Raw genomic sequence first — 23,594 nt, 5'->3', positions numbered from 1 at the left:
TGGTGTCAGAGTATATATTCGTTCTTGTCGGCGTCGCGATATTTTCAGGCGTGGTACGCGGTTATTCAGGATTTGGCTTTGCAGCCATTGCTGTGGTTGGGTTTAATTTTTTCTTATCGCCACAACAAAGCATTCCAATTGTCCTTGCGCTTGATGTGCTATGCAGCTTTGGTGTTTGTAAACAGGCTCTTGAGCAAGCGGATATGCCCATTCTTAAAACCTTAACTTTTGGCTCAGTGTTGGGGATCCCGGTGGGGTTAAGTTTGTTATTTTTTATCCCCGAGACAAGTATTAAGCTGCTAATTTCTTTGTTTATTTTGATTTTATCTGTGATGGTTTTGTGTGACTTTCGCTTAAAAAAAGCAGAGAAGTTCAGCACTCAGTTAAGCTTTGGGGTAGCAAGTGGTATCGGCACGGCAGGGGCATCGGTTGGCGGGCCATTAATCGTGTGTTATATGCTTTCTAGCCAATTAACCACGGCAGCGCAGCGCGGTACCATGATTTTATTTTTTATTATCAGTGAGTTGATAGCACTTGTAGCCATGATTTCAAGTGGCATGGTTGAGACTCAAACCTTAGAACTGTTTGGCTTATTATTCCTACCAACGTTAATTGCGGTGCGAGCAGGCCAATGGTTCTTTAATCACTCACCACCTAAGTCATTGAAACATTTTGCATTACCAGTGATGCTTTTGGTTTCAGTGTTAGGGGTGAGTGACTCACTGTCACATCTTTTTTAAGCTATGCTAAAACTTGAAAAGCCATCACTCAACCAACAAAACTATCTTGCCCACATGTTGCTTTTCTTGGAAGGCTTCTTGCGCTTGATGAATGTTTTGAAGTGGGAAAGTCTTGGCTACGGCGGCGCGAATTTGTTCGTTTTCAATACGCGAAACTAGGTTGCTAAAGACTTCAGGCTCAAGCATAGTGCAGCCAAAAAAGCTGATATCTTTCAGGTATAAAGTGCGCAAATCTAGCTCAACCATAGGGCCAGCAATTGCGCCGGATACCGCATAACGACCTTTGGTTTTCAGCACATCTAAAAGCTGTGGCCAAGTTGGGCCGCCGACTAAATCAATCACCACATCGACATTATTTTGCCCAAGAGTTTGCAGTAAATCTTGATCGCGCAGGATAATTTCATCTGCGCCAAGGGCTTTTAATTCCTCAACTTTGCTTGCGCTGGTGATGGCGACAACGTGTGCGCCACGCGCTTTGGCAAGTTGAATTGCCGCAGAGCCGACACCGCCGGATGCGCCAGTAATTAAGACGCGGTCATTTTCAGCTACATTTGAGCGGGTTAACAGGTTTTCAGCCGTGGAATAAGAGCATGGGAATGATGCGAGTTCGGCATCGCTTAGTTTCGACTTCACCGCATAAGCATGTTGGCTTGCAACGACTGTGTATTGGGCAAAACCGCCGTTACATTCTGAGCCTAAATAGAAAAAACTATCTGTTGTTTCACCGTTGAGCTCTTTAAGGCAAGGCTCGATAATCACGCGCTCGCCGATGCGTGATGGGTCCACGCCTTCGCCAACCGTAACAATCTCGCCGCATACATCCGCGCCTTGAATCAATGGCAGTGGCAGTGGTGTACCTGTCCACGCGGCATCTGCGCTGTCATTATCATTTTTTGAATACCAACCGATACGGGTATTAATATCTGTATTGTTTACGCCCGCAGCGCGCACGCGGATCAACACTTGGTTTGGCTGCGCAATTGGCGTTGGAATGTCTTGGAGAAAATCAAGATACTCAAGCCCGCCATGGCCCGTAAGATAAACACCGTGCATGGTTTTCGGGATAGAACTCATATGTATTCCTTTGATATTTAAAGCGTATTGCCAAGGGTAGGGGATCTGTTTGAGGAGTGCAAGGATATTGAAATATTTCACTCTTTATACCCGAGAGTGGCAAGTATTTTATCTGTTTACTTTTTTATATTTCTTATTTATGCGATAGTCAGAATTTACTCGATTAGTACATGATTACAAAAGGATACCTATGAGTGCAAGCTCGGCCATTCGCCCTTTAATATTACTCTGCATTAGCTCATTCATTCTCATGATGAGCCACGGGCTAAGTGGCCTGCTTTTGCCAGTTAAACTCGCCGCAGACAGTGTGCCTGTGCAATCGATAGGTATGATTTTATCTTCATACTCAGTTGGTTATTTACTTGGTGCTATTCTGGCAAAAAAAATCCTACAACGTATTGGCCTCGTTCGTACCTTTTCCATGTGTGGCAGTTTAGCGGCAACAGGTATCCTTTGTATGGGGTTAGACTATAGTCTCTATCTTTGGATTGGGATGCGCGTCTTAATGGGCTTTAGTATTGCTTGCGCCATGGCAACGTTAGATACTTGGTATAACAGTGTTTCAACGCAAGCTAACCGCGGCACCGTGCTTGCCGTCAACCAAGTCGTGATTTTAACTGCGATTACCGCAGGTCAATTTGGTTTAACTTTAGCTGAGCCAAGCCAAGCGACACTCTTTATTATTAGTGGTTTGTTGTTTAGTTTGTCGATCACGCCTTTGTTATTTATTTCCCAATTTGAGCCGAAAATTGAATCAGGTAAAAGCATGTCTGTGTTTACCTTATTTAAGATCTCGCCACTTGGCGGCTTGGCTTGTTTGATCTGCGGGATTTTATATTCCACCATTATGAACATGCTGCCGTTGTACGCCACAGATGTGGGGATCACAGGCTTTCAGTTGTCACTCTTTATGGGCGCAGCGACCGCAGGCGGGATTTTACTGCAAATTCCAGTCGGCTATTTATCTGATAGATTTGAGCGCCGTAAAGTTATTTTTGCTTCGTGTGCTGTGCTTTTAATTAGCACCTTTGCCTTATTACAAGTGATGCAATTATCTTTATTTAGCGCCTCCCTTGTGGTGGTTGCAGTGGTCATGGGGATCATCGCTTGTCTTTACCCGCTAAGTATCTCAGTGACCTTTGACCGCGCTTTAAGTGAGCAACTAGTACCTGCGCTTTCGAGCTTGTTATGTGTGTATGCGATTGGTTCGATTATTGGTCCATATGTGTCGTCACTGGTGATGAATCAATTTGGTAATTCGTCTTTATTTATCTTCATGTGCGCGGTTGAAGCTGTGTTACTTGTGTTTATCTTATATCGCATGATAGTGCGTGAAGGTCGACCGGTCGAAGAGCAAGAAAGCTTTGTCATGTATTCGCCTGTGGGCGCAAGTGAAGAGTTGGATCCACGTGTCGAATATCATGAACAATCGGTTTATTTCGAAGAATCAAAAGATGAGTTAGTGACCTTAATTCAAGAAGATGAGCATGAAGCAGTGGCTTATTTACGCGGTGTATCGCAAGAGCATCCAGAATGGATTGTGCCCTTTGTGCAGCGCGTTCCTGAGTTGGGCGAGCTGGACTTGATTGTACTTTATCGCACACTTGCACTCAGCGCGCCGGATCATCTTACTGACTTTGTTACCGCTGTGACAGAATCTGAATACCATGATGCGCAGCCGCTGGTGGATTGGTTAATTGAGAAAGAGCCAGAAAATACCATCACCCAGTTGGCGGCAATTAGCACGGCGAGTATTGAAGATGAAGAGGTGAGCGTGGTTGAAACCCTTGCTGAAGCAAATCCTGAGCTTATTCCTGAGTTGACTCAAGAGATTGCGGAAAACGTTATCGAAAGCACGGAAAATATGCGTGCACCAGATAGGGAAATGCTAGAGATTGACGATGCTGTGGCTGAGTTTATTTCAGAAGTTGAAGCCAATGCACCTGAGCATACGCAAGAGGTGACGGAGATTTTTGAAGCAACCTTAGAAGACTTGCCAGAGTATGATGGTGCAGAACCTTTGGAAGCTTCAGAAAAAGATCAAGCCGCGCAAGATATAGAGGAGCAATTGATGCCGCAAGATGGCGAACACGATTCAGAAAATAAGCCAGAAAAGCCAAATCAATAGCGCTTAATATACTCAGTTAAAGCATGGTAATTTTAATTACGGCCTTAGATAATAGGGCCGTTTTTTTATGTTTACTCATTATGAAATTTGAGGTTTGAATTTCTGTGAGTTGAAATATATCCAGTAATAATAAAAATAAATATGAATAAATCAAATGTGATGTAAGTCTAAACAAAAATATTTAAAGTTGCAGTTCCAACGATAAGGCGTATTAATTATCTGGTCTTATTGGAGGGCTTATGCAAATTTCAGTAGAAGTATTTAAGGATTTTAATTTTAATCAAGCGCCAAGTCAGTCACCACTTGATGAATTACTTGAAGAGACTCTTGGGCCTTATTTAGGATCAAGAGAGAGTGGTCGTTTAAATAAAAACTCAACATCTGGCGCTTTACTCCCATTAGCATTGCAAACAGGCATAGGTAAAACCTATACAGCAATGAACTTTATACTGACGCAAATGCTTGCACAAATTCAAGATGATTTAAAAAATATTAATCATAGCGAGCCTAAGCCCAAACGACCTTTATATTATGTGACCGACTTGATTGATAATGTAACGAGTGCAAGAGATGAGCTTCTCCAGCTAATTGAGTCACAAAAAGTATTCGACAAGCCAAGGTTTAATCCGTTACAACAAGAATATTTACGTTCACAGATCCTTTATATTCCCAACCAAGCCAGCCAATTGTTATCTTGCTCCGAGAAAATGCTAGGCCAGATCATGAATGCATTTCAGCTGGAAAAAAATGCGGATATAAAAAAGAGATTGGGGGAGTTTTTAGCACTAAAAGAGAACGTAAATTATGCTGAAATGAGTTTCACCATTGAATCACAAGCAAGTTGGTTATATAGCTATTTTGTTACGGCTATTCAAAAACGCCAAAGAGGTCGACAGCCGATATTATTTGAAGATGATGAGGATTTAAAGTCTGCAATTGAAACCTTGCTTCCTGGCGAAAGAATTCGTAATCAGAGCTCACATGTTTTGTTTTTAACGACAAGTAAGTTTTTAAAAGGCTTTCACCATACGCACGCCTTGTACCGTCCATTGACCAATGTAAACCAAGCGTTGCTTATTATGGATGAAATCGATAAGCAAAATGAAGTCATATTAAGAGAGATTTGTGAACAAAAAGCGCCAGATCTTATTAGCTTAATTCGAACCTTAACGGCTAATTTACGAGAATATAAACTTGAGCATTCAGAGCGTTACGTAGAGATTGAATCTTTCTTTGAACCATTGCGTGAGCGCCTTGAATTATTTAGCAAAACTTGGCAACTTGAGTATTCCTTTAATACTGAGGGTGAGAGCTTAGCCGATAGCCCAGTAAATCTATTTTCAGATCGAAGTTTTACTCATGTGAGTAGTGCGACGCATAATTTATTACTCAAATCTGACCATATAAAGCTGAAAAATTTTATTTATACAAGCGAGAAAAAAGAAGAGAAAATATCGAGTAAGACTAATCGGTTAACACGTTTTGTGAATGAAGCTGATATGTTATATCGATGGTTTTTAGATGCGATGCAAAAGTCTATTTTTCAATACTGGGAGAATATTAAAAAATTAGAGGTTAACAAAAGAGAAAATAGAAGTCTTGAAGGAAGTTTTCAAGTAGCGGTACAATCTATTCTAACTCATTTTAATCTTACCGAACTCACATCATTAGTGAATGACTCATTTAGCACCATCAGTTGGCGTAAGCGTCAAATGAACATGGTACGCTTGGACAATAATTTAAGTTACCATCATATTGGATTTAAATTAGTCAATGTTGCATTGAATCCTGACACCATAGATACAGTCAACTGTAATACCTCCTCTTTGAATCTATCTCCTTCCGGTTTACTGGCTGATATGGTTGATAGTGGCGCTGTTATTTTAGGTATAAGCGCGACCGCTTCCAGTCAAACAGTGATTCATAATTTTGATTTTGACTATTTAAAAAAACGTTTACGCGATAGATTATTAAACTTGACACGATCTCAAGAAAAGCAAGTAAGCGATTATTATAAAAGGTTAAGAAATTATGAAAAACATAATATAGCTATCATCGTTCAATACCAAAATAGCCATGATGCATTCTTAGATCCTTTACTGGTTGCGTATAAACCAGAAGTAGTGAATACGAATTTGATCTTTAATCTTCATTTTAATATTGAAGCTAAGGGCGTTGATTATGCCCGAACTTGGCTCTCTAAGTTATTGGTTAGTTTGAAAGCCTTTATACAGACATCAGATAATCGCTATATGCTGGCATTATTAAATCGAAATATAGATGACAAGAAGCATGGAGATTTAAATCAATTTATTTCATTTTGTTGTGAACTTTGGGCGGAAGAATTTCAGACGCAAGTGAAACTATACCCAAAAGTGAAAGCAAGTTGGATTAAGCATCATGGGTATCAAGCCATTACAGATTATTTAGCGACTCATACTGGTAAGGTGATTGTGCTGAGTACCTATGCCGCAATGGGCGCTGGGAAAAATCCAGACTATCCAGTGAACTTAGAATTTGAAAACGAGACGTTAATACGTGTGACTGATTTGGTGTATAGCAAGGAGTTAAGAACCGATATTGATTGTCTTTATTTGGAAAAGCCAACACATTTACTTTTATCTATACAAGAGAATGATACAGCAGATAATTTGTGTCAATTTCATCAAATTTTATCACTTCAAGAGTCTGGCGAGATCTCAACTTCACATACCATGCGTTGGATACGACAGCAGCTTAAAGGAATGAATCGGATACGAGCATTACAAGAATATTATCAAACTTCTGATTATCAAGCTGCGGTGCGTAAATATATTGAGCAAGCCGTTGGACGTACAGGCCGAACGTCTTTAAAAAGAAACCAAATTTATATATTTGCTGCTGCCGAGCTAAAAGATATCTTGGCGCAGGAAGGGCGCGACCTTAGTACATGTTCGCATGAATATGCTGCTTTAGTTCTCCACGCGCAATCACAGACGCGTTCAATTCATATGCCAGTTGAGCGAGAACAAAGGCGTCAAATCAACCTTGCAATCCGCAATAATAAAGAAGGTATGCAGATTATTACAGCTTTGGTTTCAAGGTTACATCAAGCGCCAGCCACAACGAGAGATATCCAAGAATGGAAGGCGTTGCGTAAGCAATTACTTTGCCATCCATGCGCTGTGGCGTTACCCGATAATTTTAATCGCCTTTATTTGCACTCACCCACTCGCTCATATTATCGATATGAGGGCGAATTAGATGGTCTGGCAGCAAATTTTAAGTTTTTTGATAATGTGGCAAAAGGAAGTCTGGTTTCTGAGCAGTCATCTCGCTTACCTATTTTAATGAAGAATCAATGTGCTCATAACTGGTTTAAAGATAAGGATTTTTGTATCCAGTGGGAGCAAGATGCCGCTTATATTATGACGCCAATTATGTTTACGAACATATATAAAGCCGCCTTGGGTGAACAAGCAGTCGAAGCCATTTTAAGTCACTATGGATTTAAATTTAATGAGCTTGACGCTGAAATTTATGAAAGATTTGATGCTGAACTTATATTGGATGGTGTTGCGACAAGAATCTGGCTAGATGCGAAGTATTGGCAACATGATGACGGTTCAACATTTGAAGACTTTCATACATATAGCGACAAAATTCAATTGGTCGAAAGCAAATGTGGAACATCTAAATTTGTTTATATTAATGCGCTTGGTGATAGCAATAAACCGATAGGTTATTTGGATGAAAACTTTATTCCGACTTCACCTCAACGTGCAAAGGTTATTGAAATTCCTGCATTAATTGATGAACACAGCGCAATGACGAATGAAAATGCAATCATGGAGTTACGCCAATGGCTATACCAGAATTAAATCATTCTAATTCGATTATCGATAGTGATAAAAATGCTCAAGCAAACAGCTTGGATATAGCAGAGGGCAGTTTTTTGCCCCATAAAGATCCACTTTCAACTTTAATTGACACAATAGACATTGATCGTGATTGGGTTGACGCTCAGTTTTCTATTTTTAAAGTCAGTTATCAAGGCATCAATCAAGCTGATCGTAAAAAACAATTGGTGTCATTAGCTGCTCAAATATATCGTGCGGGATCTGTATTGAGTTTGATCAGAGATTATAAAAATAAATGTTATTGGGTGATGCTTGCGCTTGGCTCTGATTTAAATTTAAACGATTCGCAACTTGCAGTGAAAGCGGTATCTGTAAAGCAAATGCCCGATTTTCCATTAGCCCGTTTATTACTCAAAGCGATGCCGCACTTCTTGAGCCAACAAAGCGATCAGCAAGTTACACGATTTGAAGCCGACGGTTTATATTATTTAATTGAAGCTCGTCAACTTCCAAATGGCCATAAAGGTTATGAACTTGTGGCCGTTGAAGTGGATATTAAACCTTGCGATGCGTTAAATGCACATGCTTTAAGCTTAGTTGCCCGCACTTTCTCACCTTTATCTTGGTTTCGGCTCGAAAGTGGTGAGCTTCAACGACGAGCACGGAATGCACCAAGATATGAACTCAATACACTTGAGATGCAAATTAAGAAATCATTAACAGGGGATTATATTAAGAAGCCTCTTTATCCAAATACTAAAAGCCGCGTTTTTGCGACTGATATTCGTAAAGATCTCTTGCGTAATTTTCAGCAGTCTAAATTGGGAATTTTAGCGCAATTTATTCAAGATATAGAAAAAGCATATGGTGGTGCGTTTAAATTAAAATTAAAAAGAATAAAAAACAAGCAACACACTATGATTACTCAGAAAAAGGTTGAGAATTTTTATGCTAATATTTTTCTTCAGCTAAAGGATAAGCGAATCGTTATTTGTGATAAAAGTCTTAAACCATCCAACACCTCTGCGTCAGCGCTTTTAGCTGGCATACAAGCTGTTGGTCTTGAAGCTAAAATACATGTTGAACCTTTAGCTGATGCTTTGAATATTTTGATTGTCGATGAAGCTGAGCAATACCCAGAAGATGGCGATCCGTATAAAATCTATCGCAAAAAGTTACCGAGCACGGTTTTTCAGTCCTGTTATGCTCAAAGCTTGTTCGATCGCTATGGCAAATTCAAAACGCCAGTGGTCACTGTATTATTAAAAGAATTGCTAATTAAACAGGAAGTTAAATTGCAAAAGCTTTTGCTTGAATATCCAATGCCCCCATCAGAGTGCACATATTATCTATCGTTAAAACCAACCCCAGAGCCTGAGTCTGAACAAGAAACAGAGCAAGACTTAGCCAAGCTAGATGTCAAAGCGTGTGATGCCAATCAAGAGGAGCATGCAAAATGGCCTCTGTATAAGCTCACAATAGAAGCCGACCCGATCAGTCACACACAAAAATTAGCATTTCAAGAGGTGGATGATAAAGAGCGTGAGAATTTAGAATTAGATCTGGGCGAGGATGCATCTTATGTGTTTGGGGGGGCGAAACGTTCGCCATTAATGTATTGGCAAGCGTCAGGGGATTATGCAATTTTTGTCGACTCAGATGTTCAAATGTTACCTGAAATTGAATCAATTACTCAAACGCTCAAAGCCCTAGAACAAGGGCGAAGCAAAGCTATTCCTAGTCAATTGGTGCAGGATTTTTTAACCGCGAATCCACAGACGAAGATTAAAGATCAGCTCAATCAGCTTCTTGATTTAAATCTCAGTCATCTCAGGTTTGATGATTTCGATGGCTTAAAGTACCAAGGCCGAGATGCTCAAGCCTTTTATGATGAATTAGCTGAGCAAGGTTATCTTTTAAAGGCATCATTGCGATCTCACAAGGACGGTTATTTTAATGCTTCACTTGGATTTTTTTATAACAAAGAAGAAGGAAAATATTTTGCGGGGAGCAAAGGTAGCGCTCAAGCCAAGGTTGAAAATTTTAGCCACTTATACGTGATTAAACACAGTTTTAGATCCCTGCCTGATGATCTCGAACATTTATTTGGCGTGTACCATTTAAAACATAAGTCGCCGACAGTAACGCCTTACCCTTTTAAGCATTTATTTGAGTTTATCTCTATGCAAACATATCTAGCCAAATAAGCATACAAACACAAAGCCTTAATATTCACATGGCAATCTCTCTTATGTTTATTTAGCATAAAAACGCACAAATAAAACGTTAACAAGGTGTTAAAAAAATATTAAGATCACTGGTTTATTAGACATACCTATTAGGTAGTAAGATTTATGTCGCAGTGGTTTAAAACAAAATTCAATAGCTTATGCATCAGTTTAAGCTTAGGTGTGTTCACCATTCTAGTTATTCTCAGTGCGATTTCGCATGACTTTCACGCGGATATCGAACACAGACAAGAGCTTCAGATCGAGCGCTTAAATCAATTGATTTTGAAGATTCGCACCACCTTAAAAGGGATGCACGATTCGGATATTGATGCTTGTTCAGACGAAGGGTTATTGCAAATTCGTAAGCAGGTTTTTGGTTCCCAAAATATCAGTGATATAGGCTATTACTATCAAGATCGCTTAGTTTGCTCTGGCACGCTTGGACGTTTAGATAAACCTTTTAGCTTAGGCAAGCCGGATTTAAACACGCCTGATCATTTTAAAATTTGGGCGCAAACTCAGATTGCGGTTGATCCAAGTTATCGCACTGCTGTGATTGGCTATGGCAACTACAACCTAGTCATTAGCCCTGATTTTAGCCGTTTTGAGCAAGATTTTGGCAAACGTTGGCAGCTTTATCACCAAGGTCATGGCAAGGTGACTCATCTCTTAGGCATGCCTGATTTATATAAGACGACACACTCAAGCGTCAGTTGGCTGGCTCAATCTGTGATCACTTGTAGTCAAATCAGTTTATTTTGTTTGATGAGTGATAATCACTTTGTCGATTATGCAAATCAATACTTTGTGACGATCGCAGTGGCTATCTTTTTTGCTTTGTTTTTGATGTTCTTTACATACAATCGTTTATGTAAGCGTCAATATAGACGTAATTTACCTGAGTTTCGTACTTTAAAAGGGCTATCCAATAATAGTTTTTATTGCTTGTATCAGCCTATTATTGATATGCAAACTAAGAAAATTATTGGCTGTGAGGTCCTCGCGCGATTTAAAGATCAAAAAGGTGACTTGTATCCCGACACATTTATCCCTTTGATTGCCAAGAATAATAAAACTTGGGAGCTGACGGAGATTATCTTTGCACATGCGCTAAATGAGCTCTCGCAGCTCCAATTTGAAGTGGATAAATTTCGCGTCAATATTAACTGCTTTGCGCGGGATATCGACTCAGGACAAGTTTTAAAACTGCAAAACCAAGCGGTGAACCCGAATTTAAATTGGGTTATCGAGGTGACGGAAGATGAAAAACTGCTCACAACCAATGCGGCTGAGCATTTGCAAACCTTGACCAATGCTGGCTTTAAAGTGGCGATTGATGACTTTGGGACCGGTTATTCAAACTTGAATTCGATTAAAGAACTAAGCTGTCATATTTTAAAAATCGACAAGTCTTTTATTAATCAAATTGAAGGCGGGGCGATCCGCTCCTCACTGGTGCCGCATATTGTGGATATGGCAAAAGATTTGAACTTAAGTGTGGTGGCAGAAGGGATAGAAAACCTTGCCCAAGAGTCCAACTTAAATCAGCTTGGAGTACAATTTGGACAAGGTTATTTATATGGAAAACCTATGAGTTTGATTCAATTACAACAACTTATTAGCGCGCAGAGTTAACATGAATGACGCGTCACCGAGCTAAAGCTAAGAACTAATTTACTCATTTCTTGGCTTTGGCTATTGATGCGCTCAAGTAATAGTTTTGCGCCATTTTCACCTGCTTTATCAAAGGTATAACTAAATGTTGAGAGCGCCGGCATACACACAGCGCCGAGCTCATCATTACCCACGCCTAAGACTTTAATATCTTTACCTGGGGTGAGGCCGGCCTCAGTCATTGCCTGCATCGCGCCAATCGCAATTCTATCTGTGGCGCAAAATAAGCCATCTAATTTCGGCGCAGTGTTAGCAACGCCAAGTTCAAGTTGCGCCTTGGTTAATTGATATCCAGATTCAATACTAAAATCCCCCTTGGCATGAAAAGCAAGTGTTGCGCCGTGTTCAGAAAGCCCAGCAACAAAACCTGCGGCGCGCTTTTGACCCACTGCGATATCATCTTCTTGTACCCCAACAAAGCCCATATGTTGACAACCACACTGCACAAGTCGTTTTGCCGCCGCCACGCCGACACGAAAGTCATCATGCACAATACTTGGAATATCAAACTCTGAGGCGTCTTGACCTATGATCACAACTGGCGCAGATGAGCTTTGAATAGCTTGAATTAAGTCTTGATCCAAATGGGTCGCATAGAGAATGATACCTTCCACTCGTTTTTGATTAAAGGTTTGAATATATTCAATTTCTTTTGCATGTTCTTGATGCGAACTAGCAAGTAAAACATGTTTGTGAGCCGCTTCAAGTACGGCGCTTAAGCCATCGATACCTTGGGCAATGGCATTGGATGACACCCGAGGCACGATCACCCCAACAAGGTTGGTTTTTTGTGATTTTAAATCTTTGGCAACTTGGTTGGGCAAATAACCACATTGCGCAACAGCTTGCTGCACTTTTATCTTGGTGGCGGCTTTCACTCCATATTCGTTATTGATGACTCTTGAGACGGTTGATTTTGAGACGCCCGCCAAACGTGCGACATCATGCAAACTTGCCATGTATTTATCCGTTTATGTTTGATCTGTATTGGATCGATTTGATATAGCTTCTTTGCAATAGATAGGCTGCATTTGACTGCTGCGCAAACTTGGGAATGTTTGCAAAGAAAGCTGATATTTTTAAGTTCTGATGATGAGTTTAACCTTATTTTTAATCTTAATCTGGCTTTTTATACGATCATGATCTCATTTTTCACCTAGTATCTTTGAATATGGCGTCTTTTTTAGTCAGAATTATTTTTGCAAACGTTCCCAAAAAAGAAAAGCTAAAGGGAATAGATACTCCAATAACGAGGTACGTCATGAATTATCCAGCAGTCGCAAAAGAGCTTTTAGCTAAGCTTGGCGGAAAAGAAAACATTACAGCACTAGCGCATTGCGCAACCCGTTTACGCTTAGCTGTGGCCGATGAGTCTTTGATTGATGAAAAAGGCATTGAAGATCTTGAAGGGGTCAAAGGCCAATTTAAAGTTGCCGGCCAATATCAGATTATTTTTGGCTCAGGGATTGTGAACCAAGTCTATGCACAAATGGCGCAACTTACTGGTATGAGTGAGATGTCGACGAAGGAAGTCGCTTCTGCGGGGGCGCAAAAACAAAATATCGTGCAGCGCGCGGTGAAAGGTTTATCGGATATCTTTGTGCCGATTATTCCTGCAATTGTGGCGGGTGGTCTGCTCATGGGTATTTTTAACCTATTGACTGCTAAAGGTTTATTTATTGACGGTCAATCATTGATTGATGCAAACCCAGGCCTTGCTGATTTAGCGAGTATGATCAATACCTTTGCCAATGCACCTTTTGTCTACTTGCCTATCTTACTTGCTTTTTCTGCGAGCAAAAAATTTGGCGGTAACCCGTTTTTAGGCGCAGCCCTTGGGATGTTGATGGTTCACCCAGACTTGCTCAATGGCTGGGGGTTTGGCAGCGCATCTGTTACTGGGAATATCCCGACGTGGAATATTTTAGGTTTTGAAATCCAAAAAGTTGGCTATCAAGGCTCTGTCTTGCCGGTGCTTGTCTCTGCATTTATCTTGGCAAAAATCGAGAATGGCTTACGCAAATTTATCCCATCGGTATTAGATAACTTACTCACGCCGCTACTGGCTATTTTTATCACCGGCTTTTTAACTTTTACCGTCGTCGGCCCGTTCACTCGCGATTTAGGCTTCTTGTTAGGCGATGGCCTGAACTGGCTATATAACAATGCAGGCTTTGTCGGCGGTTCGCTACTTGGCTTTATTTATGCGCCTTTTGTGATCACAGGGATGCACCATAGCTTTATCGCAATTGAAACTCAGCTTTTGGTGGATATCGCTAAAACTGGCGGAACCTTTATCTTCCCGATTGCGGCGATGTCAAATGTGTCGCAGGGCGCTGCTGCACTGGCTGTTGGTTGGATGAGCCAAGATAAAAAGTTGAAAGGAATTGCGATTCCAGCTGGGGTGACAAGCCTACTTGGGATCACAGAGCCTGCAATGTTTGGGGTGAACTTAAAACTTCGCTACCCATTTATTGCGGCGATTTGTGGCTCAGCGGTTTCAAGTGCTTTTATCACTTTATTTAATGTTAAAGCGCAGGCGTTAGGCGCAGCAGGTTTACCTGGGGTGATTTCTATTGTACCGGGCAAAATTGGTTATTACATTGCGGGAATGCTGATTGCATTTGGCGTGACATTTGTGCTCACTTTTGTGTTAGCTGTGCGCGCAAAACAAAAACAAGCCAAGCTTCAAGCTGCTGCTTAAGTATCTAAAAATTAAAGAAGGTTGGATATGAACAAAGTATGGGTAACCGGTGATGCGGTAGTGGACTTGATCCCAGAGTCAGAAACAAGTTTATTAAAATGCCCAGGTGGCGCACCTGCAAATGTGGCAGTGGCGATTGCACGCCTTGGCGCAAGTAGCGGATTTTTTGGTCGTGTGGGGAAAGATCCTTTTGGTGACTTCATGAAAGCGACCTTAAGTAAAGAAGGCGTGAATACCAAGGCTTTGTACAAAGATCCTAACCACCGAACGTCAACGGTTGTGGTTGGGCTCGATGATCATGGTGAGCGTAGCTTTACCTTTATGGTTAAACCAAGCGCTGATCAATTTATGCAAGTTGAAGATATTCCTGAATTTGAAAGCGGGCAATGGTTACATGTTTGCTCGATTTCACTTGCGAATGAGCCAAGCCGTGGCAGCACTTTTGAAGCGATTAAACGGATGAAATTAGCCGGCGGCTATATCAGTGTGGACCCCAACTTGCGTGAAGAGGTTTGGCAAAACCCGCAAGAGATCATTCCTATGGTAATGCAAGCTGTTGCGCAGGCGGATGTGGTCAAGTTTTCAGAAGAAGAGTTGATCTATTTAACCCAAACGGACTCAGTTGAAGCAGGGCTCGCAAGTTTAGAGGAATATCACATTCCACTTGTACTGGTGACGTTTGGCGCCAAAGGCGTGCTTTGTGTATTTGAAGGCGCGCGTCAGCAGATCAGCGGCAAAGCAGTGCAACCTGTGGATACCACAGGCGCAGGCGATGCTTTTGTCGGCGGCTTGTTGGCACGTTTGTCACAAATCCAGCAATGGAAAACGCGCCAAGCGGTTGAAGAGGCGATTGGTTGGGCGAATGCTTGCGGAGCGCTTGCGACAACCCAAAAGGGAGCGATGACGGCGCTGCCGAGTCGATCAGAGTTATACATCTTCTTAGATGCTTTTTCCCCGCATAGCTAAATACATATTTATAGAGTTGTAATATATGAATCAAACACATAGTTGGACTACCGAGCAAAGGTATCAACGTCTTGAAGCGATTTCTGCGCAAAGCATTGCACAAATGAATGCGAAACGCGCGCAAGATGATGGCTTTCCTCATTATCATATTGCGCCAAAATTTGGTTTGCTCAATGATCCAAATGGTCTGTGTTACTTTAATGGCGCGCACCATATTTTTTATCAATGGACGCCGGTAGGCCCTGTACATGGACTTAAATATTGGCGACATGTGTCGACGACGGATTACGTGAATTTTATCGACCATGGGGTGGCGATTGCACCGGGTGACGATTATGACTCACACGGCGCTTACTCAGGTAGTGCCTTGGTGTTAGATGAAGAGGTGAAGCTGTTTTTCACCGGCAACAAACGCGATCAAGACTGGCTACGCACACCGACACAATGTGTTGCGAGTATGGATGCTGAGAATGCAATTCATAAACAAGGGGTGATCATTGAAAATCAGGATTACACCGAGCATTTTCGCGATCCCAAAGTATGGTACCAAGATGGTCAATATTGGATGGTTGTTGGCGCTCAAACGCCTAAAAAACAAGGCAAAATGGCGCTTTATCACAGCCATGATTTAGACAGCTGGACACATAAAGGCGCGATTGAGACAGATTATGACGAGCTCGGTTATATGTGGGAGTGTCCGGACTTTTTTGAGCTTGATGGCAAGGCGGTGATGTTGTTTTCGCCACAAGGGGTTAAAACGACTCATCCTTATTACTATAAAAATATCTATTCGGTGACTTATCTTATAGGAGATTCACTAAACTTTGAAACGCCACGACTGGAAAAACATCAAGCTATTGCTGAGCCAGATCTTGGCTTTGATTTTTATGCGCCGCAAACTTACCAAGATGCAAAAGGACGTCGAATCTTAATTGCTTGGATAGGATTGCCAGATATAGATACGCCTTCAATTGAACATCAATGGGCAGGCATGTTATCGCTGCCGCGCCAGTTAAATGTGAAAGATGGTTATGTAATTCAAACTCCGCTGGCAGAGCTTTCTGCGCTGCGCAAAGAAAAGCAACGGGTTCAGGGCGAGCACAAGTTAACCAGCACAAGTTTTTATCTTTCTTTTGAACTTGAAGCCGAAGATTTTGAGTTCGCGCTTTTAAATCAAAAAGGTGAGCGAATTGTGCTTCGCGCAGATGCGGCGCATTTTGAGTTAGATCGAAGTGAAATGACGAATCTGTACGCGCAAGAGTATGGTTGTACGCGTCAGGCGCCAAGACTTGAAAGTAAGCAAACTGTTGAGATCTATGTTGATAAATCTGTGATTGAGATCTTTTTAAATCAAGGGAAGCATACGATGACGAGCCGCTTTTTTATTGATGGGCTGGATCGCTTGACCTTAAATGGCTTAGCCGAGGCGAGTCTTTATGATTTAAACCCTATCACTGGATTAGTCTAATCATCTTGAAATACAGGAAAATATGAAAAATATACGCCAACCAAACTTTGGCGGCGTATATTTCATTCAAGCAAATAAAGCTTATTGCGCCTAAATGCTTTAGGTCTATTTGGCTAAACGCGCCAGCGCTTGGGTAACATAATCTTTATGTTTTAAGCGCAGCCAAATCACAAAACCTACCACGCCAACGCCAAGTTGCAGCCAACCTAAATTATCAATCAATGCCTCAGGGCGTAGCGAAACTAATGTCATCCCCAGTGAGCCGCAAATCATACTAAAGAACTGAATAATCGCGACAGCTGAGCCTGTGTCTTCTTCTTGCTGCTCAAGCATTAAGTTGGTGCCAGGAATACGGGTGATCAGCACCATCAAGGTGGCAATCGCAGCTGCTAAACCAAAAATCCAAGGTGAGAATTTGGCAAGGGTTAAAGTTAACACGCCGCATAACGCAAGCAGCGCATAACAGGCCGTAATGATGCTTTGAGTCTTGATTTTTCGCGAAAGCTTCATATAAATGCTTGGCCCAAACGAGGCGCAAAAGGCATTGAAAGCAAAGGCATAGCTGAAGGCTTGCTCACTTAATCCAAAACCATCGATATAAATATAAGAGCCTGCGGCTAAGAAAGACATCAAGGCCATCGGCGCAATGGAGAAAACAAACAATAGGGCGCTAAAGTGTGGGTTTTTGATCACCACAAACAGACGTGTCCAAGAGCGTAGAATTGAACCTTGGTAAGGATTTTTCAATGTTTCTTTATAAAACAGGCTATAAAAAGCGCAAATACAACCAAATGCAGCTAACGCCACAAACATCATGTGCCATGAGGCTATTTTTAGTAAAAAAGCACCAAAAACAGGGGCGACCATAGGCGCGATAATCACCAAAGACATAATGGTTGCCATGATTTTTTCACGTTCACGGCCTTTATATAGATCTTTGACAATCGCGGTGGCGGTAACAGTGACGGCGCTGCCACCAAAAGCTTGCAACAAACGTGCAAAAATTAAAGTCTCAATCGTTTCAACTTGTGAGCACAATAAACTGGCAACGATATAGATCCCAAGCCCTATACTCATAATTGGCTTACGCCCAAATTTTTCACTAAGCGGTCCCCAAAACAGCAAACCAAAGGCATAGGCCATAAAATAAACACTTAAAGTGAGGTTGACCATGGTTTGGTTGGTGTTGAGCATCTCAACCATTTGCGGCAGCGCAGGAAGGTATAAATCTGTCGTAATCGGTGGAAAAGCGCTAATAAAAACAAGAAAGATCAGCATCGCATTCTTGCTGAGTTTAGGTTGGGTTGCGTTCAAGATCATGGCTCCGAGATGGTGAAATGAGAAGTATTTGAAATTTAGGGCATATTTTAGCACTTCAGTGAATGAGATGCAGTCAATAAGTGTAAAGGTTTATGCTGTTCAAAAGATTTTTTAACCAAGCTTAGTGCTTACTTTAGATTTTAGCTTTTGTTATAATCAAACACTGTTTACTCAAAGGAAAGTCGTAAAAATGACAACAGATTTAAAAGAATTAAAAGCAAACGTCCTACCAAAAGTCATTTTGCATGAGCATATTGAAGGCTCAGTTACCCCTGATGTGGCAAAAATCTTGGCTGAGAAATATCACGTCCAGCTTGCAGAAGATTTTTGTTATCCAAAAGGAGAATACGACGAAGCAGATTTCCCCAATGGTCGTTATCAATATGATGAGCACGATTTTATGGCGTTTGTGCACACCTATGACAAGGTGGCAGATTTAGTACGTGATGCAGATGATTATTATCTTGTCTTAAAAGATTATTTAAAGCGTAATGCCGAGCAGGGCATGGTGTATTGCGAAATGATAAGCTCCGCCTTTCATATGAGTTTTGATGAGGCAACGCAAACGTATGACAGCGGTAAATACCACGCAATGATGGATGCGATGCAAAAAGCTATTAATGAAATTGAGGCAGAGTATGGCACTGTGACGCGTTTGCATGCTTGTGGCGTACGTCATTTAGATATTCAGCAGCTAAATCAAAGTGTTGATTTTGTGACAGAAAATCCGCGAGATATAGTGACTGGGTTTAACATTGCAGGCAATGAAGCGGCTGGCGCATTTGGTGATTTTGCATATTTACATCAAAAGGTTGAAGCCTCTGGTTTGGCTAAAAGCTATCACGCGGGTGAAATTTGCGGATCACAAAGTGTGATCGATGCGCTGGATGCTGGCGCAACGCGGATTGGGCATGGGATCCGCTCAATTGATGATGAAGATTTGATTAAGCGTTTGATTGCTGAGAATATTACCCTTGAAGTCTCACCAACGAGTAACCGTATTTTGGTGTCTGAAATGGAACACGGCTTTGCTAAACATCCACTTCGCCGCATTTATGAAAAGGGCATTCGTTTGTCGATTAATACCGATGATGCGGGCATCTTTGGCACCGACGTGGGCAAAGAATATCGGATTGCAGCCAGTGAATTTGGCTTTGCTCGCGCCGAGCTGTTGGATGTGACCTTGTGCGCACTGGAAGCGGCATTTGTTGATGATGCCATTAAACAGCAATTAATCGCCCAAACTTACGCCAGTTTTACAGAGCAAGATTGGCAGCAGCTTGAGCAGATTTGTGCGGATTTAGCTCCTGGCGCACTGCGTGAGCGCCTTGTTGCTCGGCTTGCACATGCGCGCGCTTGAGTGCTAGAATCCATTTTTTTGTGATCCCTCTCATGCTTATATGCCAGATTGGCAACTGATAAAGGAAAGTAGAATGCGTAAAGCTGTCGTCGTTTTTAGTGGCGGGCAAGACTCCACAACATGTTTAGTCCAAGCAATTCAAAATTTTGATGAAGTGCATGCCGTCACTTTTGATTATGGCCAAAGACATTCGCAAGAAATAGAAGTTGCCAAAACATTGGCGAAAAATCTCAAGGTTGCCAGTCATAAAGTCTTAGATGTTGGGGTGTTAAACGAGCTTGCTGTGAGTTCACTCACCCGTGATGACATTGCTGTATCGCATGAATTAACAGAAAAAGGGGTGCCAAACTCTTTTGTTCCGGGACGTAATATCTTGTTTTTAACCCTTGCTGGGATTTATGCATACCAAATTGGCGCACATGCTGTGATAACAGGCGTATGTGAGACAGATTTTTCTGGCTATCCAGATTGTCGTGATGAGTTTATTAAAACCATGCAACAAGCTTTGGATAAAGGGATGGATTATCCACTTGAGATCCAAACACCGTTAATGTGGCTAGATAAAGCGCAAACTTGGCAACTTGCTGATGAGCTTGGCGCGTTAGATTTGATTCGCGAGCAAACATTGACTTGCTACAATGGCGTGATTGGGGATGGTTGTGGTGATTGCCCATCTTGTGAACTGCGTCGTCAAGGGCTTGAGAAATACCTAAGCACTAAAGTATGTGCTTAAAGGTTCGTTTTACAAAGGCGCTGAGTATCACTCCTTTGTAAAACAAAATATTTTGCGCTTTGGCTCTGCCTTAAGTCTTTTTAAGCAGTGCCAAAGCGACAAACATCTTCATTTTGTGTCAATCTTAATTAAATCACACGTCTAATTTGCCAGAACTTACTCTTCCAGTAAGAATTACTCAGGCTAGAAATAATCACACCTTTCGATGTTGAAGCATGCATAAACTGGTTGTTGCCGATATAAATTCCAACGTGTCGAGTGCGTGAACCTGTCTTAAAGAAAACTAAATCCCCATAGCTTGCGTTGCTACGCGAAACTTTTTTACCTTTATTGACTAATTGCGATGTGGTGCGAGGTAAGTCTAAGCGATAGACATCATACATCGCGATTTGAGTGAAGGCTGAGCAGTCGATGCCGCGTTTGTTGGTGCCACCTAAACGATAAGGCGTGCCTTGCCATTCACGATAGACTTCTTGCATTTGCGCGCGATAGTAACTTTCACCGCCTTGGTTGACTGGGCTAGAACTGCAAGCACTAACAAAAGCAAATGCAAAGCAGACAAGGAGACGATTAAAGTAGCGCAAAAAAAGGTTAAGATTAAAAATTTTGTGTGGCGCTGTGAAGAGTGTTTGCATCGCTGGCATATTCAAGCGCGCGATACTGCTCTTTAATGGAGCGACTATGTTATTTGTGCTCTCCATGCAACCTCCTTATCTATCCGTAAATGTTTGTTTTGTGAACGACAGGTCATATTATGGCATAGGAATTTGCGGCCTACCAAGAAAAATATGCATAAAAAAACCTTTCACTATCGCAATCAATAATGAAAGGTTCTTATTGCTGAATAACCACTAAGTTACTGTGTTTTAAGGTTTTAACCTAAGGTGTTGAATATATTCAAAATCCTAGGGTTTAGGCAAATTTATGCGTTAGTGCTTGCCATGCTTGCTGTTTTTCTATCATTGCTTGTTTCGCTTGCTCAATGCGCAGCTGCAATAATTTATATTCATATTTACGCATCATATCGTCACGTTTGCTCTCTAGAAGCTGTTTTTTGAGTGCGTAATACTCACGCATATGCGACACCAAGGTATCGAATTCTGCTTTCATTTGCTCCATCAGCTGCTGGCAATTTGGCATATGTGCAACTTTTCTTAAGGCGCGTTCATAAGCCATTTTTGCGCGTGCTTCTTCAACTTTAAGCATTGGTGCTTTACGCAACTTGGAAGCCAGATTGCAATACTCCAGCCCTTTGATCAGCCACTTAGTTGGATCATATTGCCACCAGTAAATGCCGTTGCGATAGTCATTTTCAAAAATATGGTGGTAGTTATGATAACCCTCGCCAAAGGTGAAAACCGCTAAAATCGCATTGTCACGCGAGGTGTTTTTATCTGTATAAGGTTGGCTACCCCAGATATGCGCAAGTGAATTAATAAAGAATGTTGAATGATGGCTTAAAAATAAACGCACCACACCGACCATAAGTAACATACCCCAGATATCACCATAGACTAGACCAAGTAATAGCGGGATCCCAAAGTTCGTTGCAATCGCAAGTGGTACATAATATTTGTGTTGCCACATGACAATCTTATCTTTTTGTAGATCGCGGCAGTTTGCATAATCGGCGTACACATCTTGGTTATAGTTGCGTAGCATCCAACCCATGTGAGAGAACCAAAAGCCACGCTTGGCGCTATATGGGTCTTTGTCGTTATTATCGACATGTTTATGATGCACGCGATGATCGGATGACCAATGCAAGATGCTGTTTTGCAGAGCAAATGCACCGCCAATAGCAAATATAAAACGCACAGCAGAGTGGGCTTGATAGGCTTTGTGTGACCAAAGTCTGTGATAGCCTGCGGTAATCGCGAGATTACAAAATGAAAAGGCGATCAAGAGCCAAATCCAATGCGCACTTGTATAGCCGTGACTAAACCCATACCAAGGTGCAACCACCACGGCAAAGATAAAGGTTGCGGCAAATATGGTTAAATTCAGCCAAATAAGAGGCGGTTTTGAGGTATTTTTTGTTTCGTTTGTCATAGTGGTTTTTCTTTCTTTAATAATTTGATAGTCGTTGTGTGATGGGATCAAATTGAACCTGAATTTACATTTAGGCTTACACTTGTAAGCTAGAATATCAGCGTACACTTGTAAGTCAATAGAGAAGAACTGGGTTTTGTGATTTCTATTTTGTAAGTAAATTTATTTTTGATAATAAAAATTACTATCTTGCTGAATAAATAAACAAAATACTGCTATGCTGAATATGTATGATTTATGCTTGCTATGTTTGAAGAGCATAATGTCAGACTTTTAAATCAAGATTTGATAATTTTCGGGTAATAAGCATTGTGCTTACAAAGGAGTGTATCCATGGCAACAAGTGATGAAAAAAAGTCTCAAGGGTTCGAATTAAAATCAAATTCAGACCCGCAAAATCAATCTAAAACTCAAGCTATCCCGCAAGAGGCGTTTGATTGGTATGATGAATACGCACACGGTTATATCGATAGACGTGAATTTTTTGGTCGCTTAGCAGGGCTTGCTGCGCTTGGTTTTAGTATGACAGTACTCACCAGTGCTTTGCTGCCAAATTATGCCAATGCCGAACAAGTGTCATTTAACGATCCTAAAATCACAGGTAAGTTTGTGACATTTGATTCGCCAGATGGTCACGGTGAATGCCGCGGTTATTTGGTGACGCCAAAAGAACTTGTGGGCAGTGCGCCTGTGGTGTTGGTGGTGCATGAAAACCGTGGCTTAAACCCATATATTCAAGATGTGGCGCGCCGCCTTGCAGTGGCAGGTTATGTCGCGTTTGCCCCAGATGCCTTATACCCAGTTGGTGGTTACCCGGGCAATGATGATGAAGGCCGCGCAATGCAAAGCCAAATGGATGCACAAAAACTCGAAGCTGACTTTATTGCGGCGGCAAAATTTATCAAAGGGCATGAGCTCAGCTCGGGCAAGTTAGGCGTGGTTGGTTTTTGTTACGGCGGCTATATCACCAATATGCTGAGTGCAACTTTGCCAGATGAGGTGGATGCAGGGGTTCCGTATTATGGCACGCCAGCGAAAGGGGATTTAACCGAGAAAGTCAAAGGCCCGCTTTTACTCCAATTTGCAGAGCTTGATAAGCGCGTGAATGACACTTGGCCGGATTATGAAGCCACGTTGAAGAAAAACAACGCCAAATATGAAGCCTATGTTTATGAAGGGGTGAATCATGGTTTCCATAATGATTCGACCGCGCGCTATGCCAAAAAAGAGGCTGAACTTTCTTGGAAGCGCACGTTAGATTTCTTTAAAGCCAACCTTGCTTGATTGCCGTTATTGCTATTCGTT

General features: G+C 41.6%; 16 protein-coding genes. 11 read left to right on the top strand and 5 right to left on the bottom strand.

Annotation, left to right across the window (positions count from 1 at the left end):
- Window positions 1-2: 2 nt before the first annotated feature.
- Window positions 3-740 (top strand): sulfite exporter TauE/SafE family protein, encoded by a 738-nt coding sequence (locus AC2VOY_RS12595; RefSeq protein WP_491833956.1) that lies wholly within the window; start codon window positions 3-5, stop codon window positions 738-740.
- A gap of 24 nt (window positions 741-764) precedes the next feature.
- Here AC2VOY_RS12595 and AC2VOY_RS12590 read toward each other — a convergent pair whose 3' ends face one another.
- Window positions 765-1,814, bottom strand: coding sequence for an alcohol dehydrogenase family protein (locus AC2VOY_RS12590; RefSeq protein WP_491833955.1), 1,050 nt, complete (start codon window positions 1,812-1,814; stop codon window positions 765-767).
- Window positions 1,815-2,004: 190 nt separating this feature from the next.
- Here AC2VOY_RS12590 and AC2VOY_RS12585 point away from each other — a divergent pair, with 190 nt between their 5' ends.
- The 4 genes from AC2VOY_RS12585 (at window position 2,005) to AC2VOY_RS12570 (ending at window position 11,647) form a co-directional block, all read left to right on the top strand.
- Window positions 2,005-3,942 (top strand): MFS transporter, encoded by a 1,938-nt coding sequence (locus tag AC2VOY_RS12585; protein WP_491833954.1) that lies wholly within the window; start codon window positions 2,005-2,007, stop codon window positions 3,940-3,942.
- 239 nt (window positions 3,943-4,181) lie between these two features.
- Window positions 4,182-7,802 carry a hypothetical protein gene (locus AC2VOY_RS12580; RefSeq protein WP_491833953.1) on the top strand — a complete coding sequence of 1,207 codons (3,621 nt, stop codon included), beginning with the start codon at window positions 4,182-4,184 and terminating at the stop codon, window positions 7,800-7,802.
- Window positions 7,784-9,988, top strand: coding sequence for a hypothetical protein (locus AC2VOY_RS12575; RefSeq protein ID WP_491833952.1), 2,205 nt, complete (start codon window positions 7,784-7,786; stop codon window positions 9,986-9,988). Before AC2VOY_RS12580 ends, AC2VOY_RS12575 begins: the two co-directional genes overlap by 19 nt.
- Before the next feature lie 147 nt (window positions 9,989-10,135).
- On the top strand, window positions 10,136-11,647 hold the full coding sequence (locus AC2VOY_RS12570) for an EAL domain-containing protein (protein WP_491833951.1): 1,512 nt from the start codon (window positions 10,136-10,138) through the stop codon (window positions 11,645-11,647).
- Here the strand turns inward: AC2VOY_RS12570 and AC2VOY_RS12565 are convergent.
- A complete protein-coding gene (locus tag AC2VOY_RS12565) occupies window positions 11,644-12,645 on the bottom strand; it encodes a LacI family DNA-binding transcriptional regulator (protein ID WP_491833950.1) in 1,002 nt (333 codons plus the stop codon). The two genes, AC2VOY_RS12570 and AC2VOY_RS12565, sit on opposite strands and share 4 nt — an antisense overlap.
- Window positions 12,646-12,947: 302 nt before the next feature.
- Between AC2VOY_RS12565 and AC2VOY_RS12560 the strand changes: the two genes are divergently transcribed.
- Genes AC2VOY_RS12560 through AC2VOY_RS12550 form a run of 3 tightly spaced genes read left to right on the top strand, consistent with a single transcriptional unit; the run spans window position 12,948 to window position 16,824 of the window.
- Window positions 12,948-14,390 (top strand): sucrose-specific PTS transporter subunit IIBC, encoded by a 1,443-nt coding sequence (locus AC2VOY_RS12560; protein WP_491833949.1) that lies wholly within the window; start codon window positions 12,948-12,950, stop codon window positions 14,388-14,390.
- A 27-nt stretch (window positions 14,391-14,417) separates the two neighbouring features.
- Entirely contained in the window at window positions 14,418-15,356 is a 939-nt protein-coding gene (gene cscK / locus AC2VOY_RS12555; RefSeq protein WP_491833948.1) for a fructokinase, read from the top strand.
- Window positions 15,357-15,381: 25 nt separating this feature from the next.
- Window positions 15,382-16,824 (top strand): sucrose-6-phosphate hydrolase, encoded by a 1,443-nt coding sequence (locus tag AC2VOY_RS12550; protein WP_491833947.1) that lies wholly within the window; start codon window positions 15,382-15,384, stop codon window positions 16,822-16,824.
- A gap of 105 nt (window positions 16,825-16,929) precedes the next feature.
- Here AC2VOY_RS12550 and AC2VOY_RS12545 read toward each other — a convergent pair whose 3' ends face one another.
- Complete coding sequence (locus AC2VOY_RS12545; RefSeq protein ID WP_491834134.1) at window positions 16,930-18,138, bottom strand: multidrug effflux MFS transporter; 1,209 nt, start codon at window positions 18,136-18,138, stop codon at window positions 16,930-16,932.
- A gap of 196 nt (window positions 18,139-18,334) precedes the next feature.
- Between AC2VOY_RS12545 and add the strand changes: the two genes are divergently transcribed.
- On the top strand, window positions 18,335-19,504 hold the full coding sequence (gene add, locus AC2VOY_RS12540; RefSeq protein ID WP_491833946.1) for an adenosine deaminase: 1,170 nt from the start codon (window positions 18,335-18,337) through the stop codon (window positions 19,502-19,504).
- A gap of 40 nt (window positions 19,505-19,544) precedes the next feature.
- Window positions 19,545-20,237: a 7-cyano-7-deazaguanine synthase QueC gene (gene queC / locus AC2VOY_RS12535; protein ID WP_491833945.1), complete on the top strand. Its 693-nt coding sequence runs from the start codon at window positions 19,545-19,547 to the stop codon at window positions 20,235-20,237.
- Window positions 20,238-20,365: 128 nt separating this feature from the next.
- On the opposite strand, the gene AC2VOY_RS12530 is transcribed toward queC, so the two are convergent.
- Window positions 20,366-20,938 (bottom strand): NlpC/P60 family protein, encoded by a 573-nt coding sequence (locus AC2VOY_RS12530; protein ID WP_491833944.1) that lies wholly within the window; start codon window positions 20,936-20,938, stop codon window positions 20,366-20,368.
- A 211-nt stretch (window positions 20,939-21,149) separates the two neighbouring features.
- Window positions 21,150-22,289, bottom strand: coding sequence for an acyl-CoA desaturase (locus tag AC2VOY_RS12525; RefSeq protein ID WP_491833943.1), 1,140 nt, complete (start codon window positions 22,287-22,289; stop codon window positions 21,150-21,152).
- Between the two features lie 333 nt (window positions 22,290-22,622).
- On the opposite strand from AC2VOY_RS12525, the gene AC2VOY_RS12520 reads away from it, so the two are divergent.
- Complete coding sequence (locus AC2VOY_RS12520; RefSeq protein ID WP_491833942.1) at window positions 22,623-23,573, top strand: dienelactone hydrolase family protein; 951 nt, start codon at window positions 22,623-22,625, stop codon at window positions 23,571-23,573.
- Window positions 23,574-23,594 lie beyond the last annotated feature (21 nt).

This window comes from Vibrio sp. KMM 9700, from assembly GCF_058545285.1.
This window is presented reverse-complemented; position numbering and strand designations above follow the sequence as displayed.